At 66.0% G+C, this 13340-nt stretch carries 13 protein-coding genes; 9 read left to right on the top strand and 4 right to left on the bottom strand.

All coding sequences use genetic code 11. The annotated features are described in order from the left end of the window. Positions 1–69 precede the first annotated feature (69 nt). Genes HHL13_RS20490 through HHL13_RS20480 form a run of 3 tightly spaced genes read left to right on the top strand, consistent with a single transcriptional unit; the run spans position 70 to position 2557 of the window. Positions 70–894 (top strand): TauD/TfdA family dioxygenase, encoded by an 825-nt coding sequence (locus HHL13_RS20490; protein ID WP_169557763.1) that lies wholly within the window; start codon positions 70–72, stop codon positions 892–894. After that, a complete protein-coding gene (locus HHL13_RS20485) occupies positions 891–1799 on the top strand; it encodes a 2-hydroxyacid dehydrogenase (protein WP_169557762.1) in 909 nt (302 codons plus the stop codon). The genes HHL13_RS20490 and HHL13_RS20485 overlap by 4 nt, the downstream gene beginning before the upstream one ends. Before the next feature lie 17 nt (positions 1800–1816). Next, a complete protein-coding gene (locus HHL13_RS20480; protein ID WP_240953914.1) occupies positions 1817–2557 on the top strand; it encodes a GntR family transcriptional regulator in 741 nt (246 codons plus the stop codon). 199 nt (positions 2558–2756) lie between these two features. Here HHL13_RS20480 and HHL13_RS20475 read toward each other — a convergent pair whose 3' ends face one another. Further along, a complete protein-coding gene (locus HHL13_RS20475) occupies positions 2757–3938 on the bottom strand; it encodes a mandelate racemase/muconate lactonizing enzyme family protein (RefSeq protein WP_169557761.1) in 1182 nt (393 codons plus the stop codon). Beyond that, positions 3935–4555, bottom strand: coding sequence for a glutathione S-transferase (locus tag HHL13_RS20470; protein WP_169557760.1), 621 nt, complete (start codon positions 4553–4555; stop codon positions 3935–3937). Before HHL13_RS20470 ends, HHL13_RS20475 begins: the two co-directional genes overlap by 4 nt. A 172-nt stretch (positions 4556–4727) precedes the next feature. Between HHL13_RS20470 and HHL13_RS20465 the strand changes: the two genes are divergently transcribed. Genes HHL13_RS20465 through HHL13_RS20440 form a run of 6 tightly spaced genes read left to right on the top strand, consistent with a single transcriptional unit; the run spans position 4728 to position 10622 of the window. Then, complete coding sequence (locus HHL13_RS20465; RefSeq protein WP_169557759.1) at positions 4728–5696, top strand: NAD(P)-dependent oxidoreductase; 969 nt, start codon at positions 4728–4730, stop codon at positions 5694–5696. Next, entirely contained in the window at positions 5693–6844 is a 1152-nt protein-coding gene (locus HHL13_RS20460) for an enolase C-terminal domain-like protein (protein WP_169557758.1), read from the top strand. Before HHL13_RS20465 ends, HHL13_RS20460 begins: the two co-directional genes overlap by 4 nt. Next, positions 6838–7755 (top strand): ABC transporter permease, encoded by a 918-nt coding sequence (locus HHL13_RS20455; protein WP_169557757.1) that lies wholly within the window; start codon positions 6838–6840, stop codon positions 7753–7755. Before HHL13_RS20460 ends, HHL13_RS20455 begins: the two co-directional genes overlap by 7 nt. Continuing rightward, positions 7755–8672 carry an ABC transporter permease gene (locus tag HHL13_RS20450; protein WP_169557756.1) on the top strand — a complete coding sequence of 306 codons (918 nt, stop codon included), beginning with the start codon at positions 7755–7757 and terminating at the stop codon, positions 8670–8672. Before HHL13_RS20455 ends, HHL13_RS20450 begins: the two co-directional genes overlap by 1 nt. Then, the gene (locus HHL13_RS20445) at positions 8665–9648 is read left to right on the top strand and encodes an ABC transporter ATP-binding protein (RefSeq protein ID WP_169557755.1); all 984 of its coding nucleotides are present in this window, start codon (positions 8665–8667) and stop codon (positions 9646–9648) included. Before HHL13_RS20450 ends, HHL13_RS20445 begins: the two co-directional genes overlap by 8 nt. After that, complete coding sequence (locus HHL13_RS20440; protein ID WP_169557754.1) at positions 9645–10622, top strand: oligopeptide/dipeptide ABC transporter ATP-binding protein; 978 nt, start codon at positions 9645–9647, stop codon at positions 10620–10622. The genes HHL13_RS20445 and HHL13_RS20440 overlap by 4 nt, the downstream gene beginning before the upstream one ends. A gap of 94 nt (positions 10623–10716) precedes the next feature. Here HHL13_RS20440 and HHL13_RS20435 read toward each other — a convergent pair whose 3' ends face one another. Both HHL13_RS20435 and HHL13_RS20430 read right to left on the bottom strand, forming a co-directional pair. Continuing rightward, positions 10717–12252 (bottom strand): ABC transporter substrate-binding protein, encoded by a 1536-nt coding sequence (locus HHL13_RS20435; protein ID WP_169557753.1) that lies wholly within the window; start codon positions 12250–12252, stop codon positions 10717–10719. 34 nt (positions 12253–12286) lie between these two features. Next, positions 12287–13276: a TauD/TfdA family dioxygenase gene (locus HHL13_RS20430; protein ID WP_169557752.1), complete on the bottom strand. Its 990-nt coding sequence runs from the start codon at positions 13274–13276 to the stop codon at positions 12287–12289. Positions 13277–13340 lie beyond the last annotated feature (64 nt).

Raw genomic sequence — 13340 nt, 5'->3', positions numbered from 1 at the left:
GCTTGCAAGGGTCATAATGTTATCCTATAGAGATATTGAAGCCGAGAGGCGAGGATCAGGGAGACGGAAGTGCGGAACAGCGCGATCGAGGTGCGGCCGATCAACGGGTATATCGGCGCCGAAATCGGCAATATCGATCTCGCCGAGCCGATGAGCGAACAGACGCTGGTCGACGTGCGTCAGGCGCTGGCCGAACATGGCGTGATCTTCTTCCGCGATCAGAATCTCACCGCCGAACAGCATGACGCCTTCGCCCGCCGCTTCGGCACGCCGACCGACATCAATTTCGTGAAGACGGTCGATGGCTACGCCAATATGTCGGTCGTCTCGAAGGAAGAGGATGAGCTCAAGAATATCGGCGGCGGCTGGCACGCCGATCAGACCTATTATGAAAAGCCGCCCTTCGGCGCGGTGCTGGTCGCGCGCGAACTGCCCAGCTTCGGCGGCGACACGCTCTTCTCGTCGATGGCGGCGGCCTATGATGCGCTGTCGGACGGCCTGAAGGAAACGCTCGACGGATTGAAGGCCGTCCACAGCAACGAGAAGCTGCTGCGCAGCGCCACGCGGCTCAACACGGCAGGCGCGACCCCGCAATATGCCACCCATCCGGTGGTGATCCGCCATCCGGTGACCGGCCGCAAATCGCTGTTCGTCAATCGCGCCTATACGCTGCGCTTCGACGGCTGGAGCGAGGAGGATAGCGAGCCTTTGCTGAAGCACCTCTTCATCCACGGCCAGCGCCCCGAATTTCAGGTCCGCTTCAAATGGAGCCCCGGCACGGTCGGCTTCTGGGACAATATCCAGGTCTGGCATTATGCCGCCAACGATTATCAGGGCCAGCGCCGCGTGATGCATCGCGTCGCGGTTCAGGGTGAGGCATTGATCCCGGCATGACCGACACGATTCGCGAACGGCTGGTGGTCACCGGCCCGATCCCCGACGAGCTGCGCAACCTGCTGTCGCAGCGCCATGATCTGGTCGAGCTGGCCGATGCGCCGCCCGGCGAACCCTTTCGCATCGCGGTGACCACCAGCATGAAGGGCTTCGACGCTGCCACGATGGACCGCATCCCCGGCCTCGCGATGATCGCCTGCAATGGCGTCGGTCTCGACAAGATCGATCTGCCCGCCGCGCAGCAGCGCGGCATCCGCGTCAACAACACACCCGGCGTGCTGACCGAGGATGTCGCCGATACCGCGATCGGACTGATGTACGCCATCGCCCGCCGCATCGTCGAAGCCGATCGCTTCGTCCGCGCGCATCGCTGGGGTCCGGAAAAGATGCCGCTGTCGCGCCGCATCTCGGGCGGGTCGCTCGGCGTGGTCGGCATGGGGCAGATCGGCCAGGCGATCGCGCGGCGCGGGCAGGGGCTCGGCATGACCGTGCGCTACACCACGCCGCGCGCGAAGCCCGAATTGCCCTGGGAGCATGTCGCCGACGCCGCGACGCTTGCCGAACAGAGCGACGTGCTGATCCTTGCCTGTCCCGGCGGTCCGCAAACTGCGGGCATGATCAACCGTCAGGTTCTGGAGAAACTGGGGCCGCTCGGCTTCCTCATCAACATCGCGCGCGGCGAAGTCGTCGACGAAGAAGCCTTGATCGAAGCGCTTGCCGCGCACCGCATCGGCGGCGCCGCGCTCGACGTCTATCGCAGCGAGCCGGACATCGATCCGCGCTTCTTCGATCTCGACAATGTCGTGCTTCAACCCCATTATGCTGGACTTACGGCTGAAACACGCGCCGACATCGCATCCAAGCTGGATCGCGACATCGCCGCGTTCCTGGCCGGGACCATTTAACTGGGCTGGAGCTCCCCTTGACCGAAGCGAATATGCGGCCCGATCTGACGCTGAGTGCGGTGCCGCGTTATGTGCAGCTGGCGTCCCTGTTCCGCGGCCGGATCGGCTCGGGAACGTGGCCGGTCGGCGCGCAGATTCCCACCGTGGACGATCTGGTCGAGGAATGTGGCGTGGCGCGCGCGACCATCCGTCAGGCACTCGGCGTGCTGGAGACCGACGGGCTGATCAAGCGCTATCGCGCCAAGGGGACCTTCGTCGAAAAGTCGCCTGCCGAGCAGATCTGGTGCGAAGTGCAGACCGACTGGTCGGGCCTGCTGCTGTCGCGCGAAGGCGCCAAGATCGAGGTCCTGTCGGACACCGCCAAGGTCGCGCCGCCCGAGATGCAGATCGATTATGGCCAGCTCGCCCCGGCCTATCGCCATCTGCGCCGCCGCCATTCGCGCGACGGCCAGCCCTATATGATCGCCGACGTCTATGTCGACGAACGCATCCGCAAGCTGATCCCGGCCGCCGCCTATCGCAACGAGACCGCGCTCAAGCTGATCGCCAATCGTCCCGGCATCGAGATTACCGATGCCCGCCAGACGCTGACCATCGGCTCGGCGGACGTCGAGACCGCGCGCGAGCTGGGCGTGGCGCTCAACCTGCCGGTCGCCTTCGTCAATCGCGTCGCTGTGGACGACAAGGGTCAGGTCGTGCTGATCGCGCGCGGCATTTATCGCGGCGATGTCGTCCATCTCGACATGCGGCTGAAGTAGCGCCTGACCGGCGCGGGGAATCGCGGAAGTTACGCTAACTTGACACTATCGCGCTGTCAGCGGCGCTGGCGGCATGGCCTGAGATAAATTGTCAAAGAGCAGCGCAGCACTGCCCCGCTCGCGCAGCCAAGCAGTCGAAATCCAGCATTGCAAGTCGGTGATAGTTAGAAATCCTCCCTCTACGGGGGAGGATCTGAAACTAGCCCCGCTTCCAGCTGAACCCGTTGTCGCCCGGATGCGCGCGGGCGACGGCTTCATCGACATTCGCGCCCCAGCCGGGCCGGTCGCTCAGCACGAATTGCGCCCGCTCGACCTGATTGGGCTCGGTCAGCAGCGCGTCGTGCCACGGCATCACATCGGCTTCATGTTCCTGAATCCGGAAGTTCGGTATCGCCGCGCAAAAATGCGCGCTCATCAGCGCGCCGAGCGGCCCGGCCGAGCAATGCGCCGCGACGTTCACGTCATATGCGTCGATCATGTGCGCCATCTTCATCGTCTCGTGCAGCCCGTTCCACTGGCCGTCGATGATCGCGACATCCACCGCATAGGCGTCGAGGAAGGGGCGGATATTGCGCCGGCCGAGCTGCATTTCGAGGCTGGCGACCGGCGTGGTCGTCGAATCCCGCACCACCTTCAGCGATCCGGCATCGGGCATGTCCATCTCGATCCACATCAGGTCGAACGGTTCGCAGGCGCGGGCGAGCTGGCGGAACCCCTCGACCTTGAAGTTGAAATTGACGTCGAGCGCGAGGCGCACGTCCGGCCCCGCGCCGTCGCGTAGCGCGGTGAGCTGATCGATCAGCGCCGAAATCGTCCGCCCGTCGAGGTTCATCGCTGGCTGGCCGCGCATCATCGACGAGATCGTCGGATCCTCGAACCGGATCAGATTGGTCTTGAGCGCGCTATAGCCCGCCGCCGCCACTTCCTCGCCCGCGCGCTTCAGATCGTCGAGCGATCGCACGCCGGGCTTGCCGATCACCTGCTCGAACGCGCTCGGAAAACCCGCGCGGAACAGGCCGCAATGCGACCAGTACAGCTCGGTCGTGTCGCGCACCTTGCCGCCGAGCAGCTCATAGACCGGCACGCCCAGCGCCTTGCCCTTGATGTCGAGACAGGCGTTCAGGATCGCGCCCGACCCGCGCTGGAACAGGCTGCCGGGGGCAGGCCGCTGGAGCTGGTAGAGGCTGGCGTCGATCGCGTTGAGGTTGCGCGGATCCTTGCCGATCACGCGCGGCGCCATCGCCGCCAGCACGCCGGGGATCGCCTGATGCCCGCTATATTCCGCCCATCCGGTCAGCCCGGCATCGGTGGTGACCTTCAGATAGGAGATGACGGTCCAGCCGCCATCGACATGGATGCTTTCGAGGCCGGTGATCTTCATTGCGCGGCATCCGGATCGGCGGGGTTGGCGAGGGCGGAGGGGCGGGCGGCGAAGCCCGAATACCAATCGGCAAGGGCAGGGCGGCCTTCGCGCCAGCCAAGGTCGGCGAAGCGGAAATCGGCAAAGCCCAACATGCATCCGATCGCGATATGGCCGATGGAGAAGGGCGACGCAGCCAGCGCGCCGGCTTCGGCTTCGAGCCGGTCGAACCCTTCCATGAACCGCGTCCGGTATCCATCCATGAACGCCTGCGACCGCTCGCCATCGGGGCGCAGCGATTCGTTGCGCCACAGCAGCAGCTGTTCCAGCAATCCGTCGCCCATCGCCTGCCAGCGCAGCGCTGCCCAGCGTTCCGTTCCCTCAGGGAACAGCCGCGGGCCGTCATGCAGCGTATCGAGATATTCGCAGATCACGCGCGAATCGGTGAGGGCCAGGCCATCGTCCAGCAGCAGCACCGGAATCTTGCCGACCGGATTGGCGGCGAGCACATCGGCATTCACCTTGGGCTGGGCGATCGCCATCGCCACGCGTTCGATCCGCGCTTCGGTTCCGGTCTCGGCCGCCACGATCGAGACCTTGCGCACGAACGGCGAGCGCGCCGACCAATAGAGCCTCATCCCGAACATCCTCATGCTGTTTTGCGCTATTGCCTGCCGCGCCGGAGCCGCTCCGTCAATGAAATAACCGAAAGGCTAGTTGTTTGACATATAGGGTCTCGGCGGGCTAGGAACGCCATCGTCCGGCGGATGCGAATCCGGATGGACGAGGTTAGAGGGAGAGCGTGGGCGGATGAAGATCGTGTTGTGGATCCATGTTCCCAGCTACCGCGCCGGCATCCTCGATCGGATCGCCGACACGCCCGGCATCGATCTGGTCGTCGCGAACAGCGATGCCGAGGCGCGCGCCGCGCTCGACGGGGCCGAAGGATTCATCAGCGCGGGCGCTTCGCTCTACACGCCGGAAATGGAACGCGCGATCCGCGAAAACAAGTCGCTGCGCTGGTTCCAGAGCGTGTCGGCCGGCAACGACAATCTCGAAGCGCTCGGCATCCGCGATGGCATCGCCGTCACCGGATCGGAGGGCCATTCGGGTCCGGTCGTCGCCGAACATGCCGTCGCGCTGTTGCTGTCGATCGCCCACGCCATTCCCGATTGGGAACGCGCCCGCGTGGCGAAGGTCTGGAAGATGCCGCGCACCGGCACCTACAAGTCGCTCTATGGCGGCACCGCGGTTCTGGTCGGTCTGGGCAATATCGGCAGCGAGATCGCGCGCCGGCTCAAGGGGCTGGGCATGACCGTGATCGGCCTCACCCGTTCGGGCAGCGGCGGGCCGGATGTCGACGAAGCGGTGAAGATCGCCGATCTGCACGGCGCGCTTGCCCGCGCCGACGCGGTTGTGGTCGCCGCGCCGCTGACCGCCGAGACGCGCGGGCTGCTGGACGCCGAAGCCTTCGCCGCGTGCAAGCCCGGCGCCTATGTCGTCAACATCGCGCGCGGCGGACTGATCGACCAGCCGGCGCTGATCGATGCGCTCAGGTCCGGCCATCTCGGCGGCGCGGCGATCGACGTGACCACGCCCGAACCCTTGCCGCCCGAAGATCCGCTCTGGGATGCGCCAAACCTGATCCTCGTGCCCCATGTCGGCGGCAGCGGCAGCACCGAATCGCCCCGCCGCCTCGGCGCGACGGTGAAGCGCAATCTCGACGCCTTCATCGCCGGCGAGCCTTTCACCAAGCTGCTCCCCTACGGCCGCCCATGAAGCTCGTTTCGGTCGAGATGCTGCGCCAGCCCCCGGCACCGCCTCCCGCGACGCCGGCCGGGGTACCGCGCAAGGTTGCGGGCGGGGTGCCCTTCCCGATCCACCGTTACCCCGAATTCGCCCGCACCCCCGCGACGACGCCGGGGGAAGTTTCGGGTGAATTCTGGGTGCGCGTCACCGCCGAAAATGGCGAAACCGGCCTCGGCCATTCGCACTGGGGCGATCTTGCCGCCCCCACGGTGCGTTTCTTCGCGAACCTGATCGAAGGCCGCGATTGCTTCGCGACCGAATTGCTCAACGACCTGATGTGGCGATCCGCCCAGCGCTTCGGCGCGAACGGCATCGCGTCGCTGGCCCGCAGCGCGATCGACCTGGCGCTGTGGGACCTCAAGGGCAAGCTGCTGGGTCAGCCGGTCTGGCGCCTGCTCGGCGGCCCGGTGCGCCCGCATCTCGACTGCTACTTTACCGGCGCGGATATCGAATGGGGCCGCGAACTCGGGTTCAAGGCGTTCAAGATGCGCAACAGCGCGCACCATGTCGATGGCATCGCGGGGCTGAACCGGCTCGAGGACGAAGTCGCTGCGGTCCGCTCGCGGATCGGCGACGAGGCCGAACTGATGCTCAATCCGGTGATGTCCTTCACGCTCGATTACGCCGTCCGCGTCGCCGAACGCCTCGCGCCCTACCGGCTGCGCTGGATCGAGGAGCCGCTGATGCCCCACGACATCGACGGTCTCGTCGCGCTCAAGCGCGCCGCGCCCTTCACCCCGATCGCCACCGGCGAGGACCATCACGGCCGCCATGCGTTTCGCGAGCTGGTGCAGCGCGGCGCGGCCGATATCGTCCAGCCCGATATCCGCTGGGCCGGCGGCCTCACCGAGACGCTCAAGATCTACGCCATCGCCGAAGCAGCAGGCGTTGCCACCAGCGCGCATGGCGGCGGCGGGATGCCCGCCGGCCAGCATTTCTCGCTGGCGCTGCCCGAGACCGAACCGTGCGAATATGTCGTTCGCACCCCTGCCGGCGTGCCCCTCGACCAGGCGAAGCGCATCCCCGGCATGGCCACGCCGGTAGATGGTCGCATCGTCCCGTCCGACGCGCCGGGCTTCGGCTATGAATTCGGCAAGGACGCGTTCCTGTCATGGTGAGCGAGACGGTGCCCCCACCCCAGCTGATCGCGGTCGATCCCCCCGCGGTCGCCGTCGTGCCGTCGCGCCGGGTCTGGATCGGAAAGGTGCGCAAGCTGCCCTGGCTCCCGATCCTGCTGCTCGCACCGCTATTCGTCTTCGGCATCTTCGGCCCGTGGCTGTGGCCCTATGATCCGGCGGGCATCGACCTGACTCATGTCCAGCAGCCTCCCGCGTGGCTCGAAGGCGGAAGCTGGTCGCACCTGCTCGGTACCGACGCGTTCGGGCGCGATATCGTCAGCACGCTGATGGAGGGGGCGCGGGTCTCGCTGGTGGTCGCACTGGTCGGCACGCTCGGCTCGGCGCTGATCGGCATCACCATCGGGCTGGTCGCGGGCTATTATGGCGGCCGGGTAGATTCGCTGCTGATGCAACTGGTCGACGTGAAGATGTCGATCCCCGCCACGCTGATGATCATCCTGCTCGGCGCGGCGCTGGGCGGGGGCCTCACCACCGTCGTGGTCAGCATCGTGCTGCTGTTCTGGGCCAGCTTCGCCCGGGTCGTGCGCGGCCAGACCCTGACCCTGCGCGAGCGCGGCTATGTCGCGCTGGCCCGCGTCGCGAACTGCGGCGATTTCTGGATCATCACCCGCCACATCCTGCCGAATCTGCTTGCCACCTGCGTGGTGCTCTTCACCATCCAGATCGGCCGGGCGATCACCACCGAAGCGGGGATCAGCTTCCTCGGCCTCGGCGTGCAGCCGCCCTATAATGCCTGGGGGCTGATGGTGTCGCAGGGTCGCAACTTCCTCGCCACCGCTTGGTGGATTCCGACCATGCCCGGCCTCGCCATTACGCTCACCGTGCTGGGATCGAGCCTGCTCGGCGACTGGGTGCGCGACGCGCTCGATTCGCGGACGAGCCAGATCTGATGCTCAACTACTTCCTCCGCCGCCTCGCGCGCGCCGTGGTCACGATCATCGGCATCTCGATCCTCGTCTTCATCGCCGCGCGCCTGTCGGGCGATCCGACGCTGCACATGCTGCCCGAGGATGCCAGCGCCGCCGATATCGCGGCCCTGCGCGCCGAACTCGGTCTCGATCAGGCGTACTGGATCCAGTATCTCCGCTACGCCATGCACGCGCTGCAAGGCGATTTCGGCACGTCGCTCCGCTATGGCGAACCTGCGCTGCCGCTGGTGCTGCAAGTCGTGCCCGCCACGCTTCAGCTCGCTTTGTCGGCCTTCGTGCTGGCCAAGGTCGCCGGGATCGCGCTTGGCGTGATCGCTGCGCTCAATCGCGGCACCTGGGTCGATCGCGGCCTGCGCGGCGGCGCGATCCTCGCCGATTCCGCGCCGCCTTTCTGGATCGGCATGATGCTGATCCTGTTCTTCTCGATCCAGCTGCAATGGCTGCCCAGCAGCGGTCGGCTGAGCCTGGAATCGATGATCCTGCCGATGCTCGCCATCGCCATCGGATCGATCGCGACCACCCTGCGCCTCACCCGCTCGTCGATGCTCGAAACGCTGAGCGCCGATTATGTGAAGTTTCTCCGCAGCCGCGGCATCCCGCGCCGCACGATCATCTGGAAACACGCCCTGCGCAACGCGGCGATCCCCGTCGTCGCGCTGCTCGGCATCCAGCTCGGCTATCTGCTTGCGGGCACGGTCATCATCGAAACGGTGTTCAACTGGCCCGGCGTCGGCCGGCTGATGGTCGAGGCGCTGGCTTCGCGCGATTTTCCGGTGATCCAGGCGGGCGCGCTGTTCGTCTCGGTCGTCACCGTGCTGCTCAACCTCGCCGTCGACATGCTGTTCGGCGTCATCGATCCGCGGATCCGCTATGAGTGACGCTCGCCCCCTGCTGGAGGTCGAGGACCTCCACGTCCATCTGCGCAGCCGCGACGGCACGCGCGATCTCCACATCGTCGACGGGATCAGCTTCACGCTCGATCGCGGCGAGACATTGGGCATCGTCGGCGAATCCGGTTGCGGCAAATCCACTCTGGCGCTGGCGGTGATGGGCCTGTTGCCGCGCGGCGGGCGCACCAGCGCCGCCCAGCTCGATTTCGACGGCGTCGATCTCGAAACGCTGAGCGAGGAGGAACTTCGCCGCATTCGCGGATCGCGCATCGCGATGATCATGCAGGATCCGATGGTCGCGATGGATCCGCTCTTCACCATCGGCAATCAGCTGGCCGAGGGTCTGCGCACCCATATGGGCCTCGAAGGCCAAGCGCTCGAGGCACGCCAGCTCGAACTGCTCGAACTGGTCGGCATTCCGGCGGCGAAGACGCGGCTGGGCCAATATCCGCACCAGATGAGCGGCGGGATGCTGCAACGGATGGTCGGCGCGATCGCCATGTCGTGCGACCCGCAACTGCTGATCGCCGACGAGCCGACCACCGCGCTGGACCCCACCGCGCAGGCGCAGTTCCTCGATGTGCTCGCCGACCTTCAGGAACAGCGCAATCTGGCGATGATCGTGGTCACCCATGATTTCGGCGTAACCGCGCGCCTCGCCGATCGCGTTCTGGTGATGTACGCCGGCATCGTCGCCGAACAGGGGCCGATCCGCGCGATCTTCGACGATCCGCGCCATCCCTATACGCAGGCGTTGCTGGCGGCGGTACCGCGCGAAGGCGGCGCCATGCACCGGCTCCAGACGATCGAAGGCTCGCCGCCCGACGTCGCCGCGCGCCCCCAGGGCTGCCCCTTCGCGCCGCGCTGCCCCAAGGTATTGCCGCTTTGCCGCGAGCAAATGCCGCCGCCGGTCGAGGCGGGCCCCGGCCATTATTCGCGTTGCTGGAGGACGGACGAGACATGACCCGCCCGCTGCTCGAAGCGATCGAGCTGAAGAAACATTATCGCGTGCCCGGCAAGCTGTTCCAGCGGCCGCATCCGGTCGCGCGCTCGGTCGATGGGGTGAACTTCGCCGTGCCCGAAGGCGAGACTTTGGGGCTGATCGGCGAATCCGGCTGCGGCAAATCGACCACCGCCAAGCTGTTGCTGCGGCTGGAAAGCCCCACCGGTGGCCAGATCCGTTTTGACGGCGAGGATGTGCAGACCGTGCGCGGCAAGGCGCTGGGCGCGTACCGGCGACAGGTGCAGGCGGTGTTTCAGGACCCCTACAGCTCGCTCAACCCGCGCCGCACGGTGTTTCAGGCGATTGCCGAGCCACTGGTGGCTGCCGGCGAATTCACAAAGGCGGAGATTGCCGCGCGGGTGGCCGAGCTGATCGATGTCGTCGGCTTGCCCGCAAATTCGGCCGAGCGGCTGCCGCACGAATTCAGCGGCGGCCAGCGCCAGCGCATCGCCATCGCGCGCGGCCTTGCGCTCCAGCCCCGGCTGCTGATCCTCGACGAACCCGTCTCCGCGCTCGACGTCTCGATCCGCGCCCAGATCCTCAACCTGCTCAGCGATCTGCAGGAACGATTCGGCCTCACCTATCTGCTGATCTCGCACGATCTCGAAGTGGTGCAGCACATGTCGTCCAACGTGGCGGTGATGTATCTCGGCAAGATCGTCGAACGCGGCACGACGGCGCAGGTGATGGAGACGCCGCAGCATCCGTACACAAAGGCGCTACTGTCCTCGGTATTGCCCCCGCATCCCGACCGGCGGCGCGAGCGTATCCGCCTGTTCGGCCCGCTCCCCTCGCCGATCGATCCGCCCTCGGGCTGCGTGTTCCGCACCCGCTGCCCCAACGCCCAGCCGGTCTGCGCGATCAGCGTTCCCCCGGTGGTGAAGACGGTGACCGGCAGCACGGCTGCGTGTCACTTCGCGGAAGCCGCTGCGTAACTTTCTGGCTTCAAGTCCTCCCCCTCCGGCGGAGGATTTTCGTTGCCGGCGCTGAATGTCGGTACAGCGCAGTCCTCCCAATCAGGGAAGGGAATTAGCCGAGCCGGACATTCCGAACGCTCATCCCCGGAATGTCGCGCGCCGTCGGGGTGAAGCGCACGCCCGGCCGCATCATGTACAGCGCGACATTGTTCCACACCGGGATGATCGGCATCTCGTCATGGATCTTGCGGGCGCAGGCGCGCAGTGCGGCGTCATATTCGGCCGGGTCGGCCGAAGTCGCGGCGCGCTTCACCAGTGCGTCGAAATCCTTGTCGTTGAACCAGGAATAGGGCGATCCGCTGGTATAGCCTTGCCGCATCGCCTCGGACGGTTCGCCATAGCTGGCCAGCAGCGAGGGGGCGATCGTCACCAGCCGGGCATTGGGATCCTTCGCCGCTTCGCGGTTCATCTCCAGTCCCTGCGCGGCATCGATCCCCGAGACCTGGCAATCGATGCCCACGGCGCGCAGGTACAGCACCACCGCTTCAGTCGTCTCGCGCATCCCGTAATAGGCATTGGTCCAGTAGACGAGCGGCATGGCAAAGCCGTTCGGATGTCCCGCCTCGGCCAGCAATTTGCGGGCCAGCGCCGGATCATAGGCATAGGGCTTCAGCGCGGGATCGTACCCCGGCTCACCCGGCGCGAAGCCGGCATAGTGGCGCGGGATGCCCGCGAACACGCCGTTGATGATCGCGTTGGAATCGATGGCATGGGCGATCGCGCGGCGCACCCGGCGGTCGGCCCAGGGCGTGTTGCGGTTCGCGAGCTGGAATCGCACGCTGAAGGTCGGATGCATGTCCGCCCGCGCCGTGCCGAACCCGGCCTTTTGCAGCATCGGCACCATCGAAAAGGGCACCGCCATCACCAGATCGGCTTCGCCCGAACGCAGCATCGAAACGCGCGTCATGTCCTCGGGCACGAACATCATCCGCGCCTTCTTGATCGCCGGCACGCCGCCCCAATAGGCTTCGTGCGCTTCCAGATCGACGAACTGGAACTGGCGATGCTCTGCCATGCGATAGGGGCCGGTGCCGTTCAGCCGGTGCGCCGCTTCGGCTTCGCCCACCCGCTCGTGATAGCGGCGCGAATAGATGTAGAGGAACGCATTGCGCACGAAAGTGAGCGCATTGTCCTTGAAGTGGAAATCGACGCGGTGATCGTCGATCACTTCCACCCTCGTCACCCCGCGGGTGCGCGCGCGGTAGATCGGCATCAGCCGCTTCATCCGCTCGTGGCTGAACTTCACGTCCCCCGCGTCGAATGGCGATCCGTCGTGGAATGTCACGCCCCTCCGGATCGTGAAATGCGCGATCTTGAGGTCGGGCGAGAGGGTGTAGTCGCCCAGCTGCGGCACGATCCGCCCGTCCAGCGCGCGGCCCAGCAGCGGTTCGACGATATTCTCGAACAAGGGCTTGGCGATGTTCGCGGCCCCCCCGGCCAGCGCATAGTCGATCGCCGGCGGGGCCTGGTTCATCGCGACGACGAAACGTCCGTCGCTGCGGCGCACGCATCCGCTCAGCGCCGCCAGCCCCAGCGACCCGGCCGCCATGCCGATCAGCTGACGGCGATCGAAGATGGGCTGTGTCACGATACCCCCATGCGATGCGGCGGACCCGGCCGGATCAGGCCGGCACCTGCTCGTTGATCCAGCGGAACGAGCGTCCGCGCAACGCATAATCGGGCTGCACGTCGCGGCCATTCTCGACCTCGAGCCACAGGCGGAGCAACAGCCGCTTGCGCTCGGTCGAGTTCTGGAACGCCCGGCGCGAGTGGAGATGCGTGTAATTGTTCCACAGCATCACATCGCCATCGTCGAGCAGAAATTCGGCGCGGACGTCCTCGCGATTGGCGACCTGATCGAAATATTTGAGCGCTTCGTCGAGATCGGCGGGGAAGGGTTCCTTCCGCAGCTCGGCGGCGTGGCGCATATAGCTGCTCGCCGCGTTCACGCTGACCACGCCGTCCTTGTTCGAAAAGACCGGGACTTTCTCCGCGGTGGTCGGCCGGTCGGTGAACTGCAGCTCCTGCAGCACGAAATAATAGCCTTCGTAGAGCGCGTCGAGCAGCTCGGGCCGTTCGGTCAGGATCTTGTTGTGCATTGTCAGCGCGCTGGCGAGGCTGCTTTCGCCGCCTTCCTCGGCGCGGCGCACGCACATCAGCCCGACGATCTCGAACGCATCGGTATGCATCCCCAGCGCCGCGGAGCTGCGATAGCCGCGGATCATCGGATTGGCTTCTTCCTCCTGCACCAGGCCCAGCATCTCCATCTGCCGGCTCTGCGGCAGCCCGCGGCCCAGATGCGTGCCCAGACCCCAATAGAGGCGCTTCATATCCTCTTCGCTGTAGCGGTCGGGCGTCACGCCCTTGAGGATCACGACCCCCGCGCCGTTCAGGATGATCTCGCGCATCTCGTCGGCCAGCGCGTCGATGACAGGGCTGGAGAATTGCTCGCGCGTCACCTTCACCGGATCGGTATCGCGCGTCTTCGCGATCAGTTCGTCGAGCGCGGTCAGCTCCGCTTCCGAAAGGTGGCGCCAGAAGCGTTCGACGCCGCCATCGGGGGTCCAGGCGTTCGGATGGTCGATAATCTCGCGGAAAACGGGCGATGCCATTCGAGTCTCTCCATTGCTCGCCGCGACCTTTACCGCGTTTAGGCTATATGTCTAGCCTTTAGAT

The sequence above is a fragment of the Sphingomonas sp. G-3-2-10 genome (assembly GCF_012927115.1).
Lineage (GTDB): Bacteria > Pseudomonadota > Alphaproteobacteria > Sphingomonadales > Sphingomonadaceae > Sphingomonas.
The sequence above is the reverse complement of the archived record's forward strand: the minus strand, read 5'-3'. Positions and strand labels throughout refer to the sequence as shown.

Coding starts and splice junctions, on each gene's coding strand:
- HHL13_RS20485 (WP_169557762.1), top strand. CDS start 891: ATGACCGACACGATTCGCGAACGGCTGGTGGTCACCGGCCCGATCCCC.
- HHL13_RS20475 (WP_169557761.1), bottom strand. CDS start 3,938: ATGAAGATCACCGGCCTCGAAAGCATCCATGTCGATGGCGGCTGGACC.
- HHL13_RS20470 (WP_169557760.1), bottom strand. CDS start 4,555: ATGAGGCTCTATTGGTCGGCGCGCTCGCCGTTCGTGCGCAAGGTCTCG.
- HHL13_RS20465 (WP_169557759.1), top strand. CDS start 4,728: ATGAAGATCGTGTTGTGGATCCATGTTCCCAGCTACCGCGCCGGCATC.
- HHL13_RS20460 (WP_169557758.1), top strand. CDS start 5,693: ATGAAGCTCGTTTCGGTCGAGATGCTGCGCCAGCCCCCGGCACCGCCT.
- HHL13_RS20455 (WP_169557757.1), top strand. CDS start 6,838: ATGGTGAGCGAGACGGTGCCCCCACCCCAGCTGATCGCGGTCGATCCC.
- HHL13_RS20450 (WP_169557756.1), top strand. CDS start 7,755: ATGCTCAACTACTTCCTCCGCCGCCTCGCGCGCGCCGTGGTCACGATC.
- HHL13_RS20445 (WP_169557755.1), top strand. CDS start 8,665: ATGAGTGACGCTCGCCCCCTGCTGGAGGTCGAGGACCTCCACGTCCAT.
- HHL13_RS20440 (WP_169557754.1), top strand. CDS start 9,645: ATGACCCGCCCGCTGCTCGAAGCGATCGAGCTGAAGAAACATTATCGC.
- HHL13_RS20430 (WP_169557752.1), bottom strand. CDS start 13,276: ATGGCATCGCCCGTTTTCCGCGAGATTATCGACCATCCGAACGCCTGG.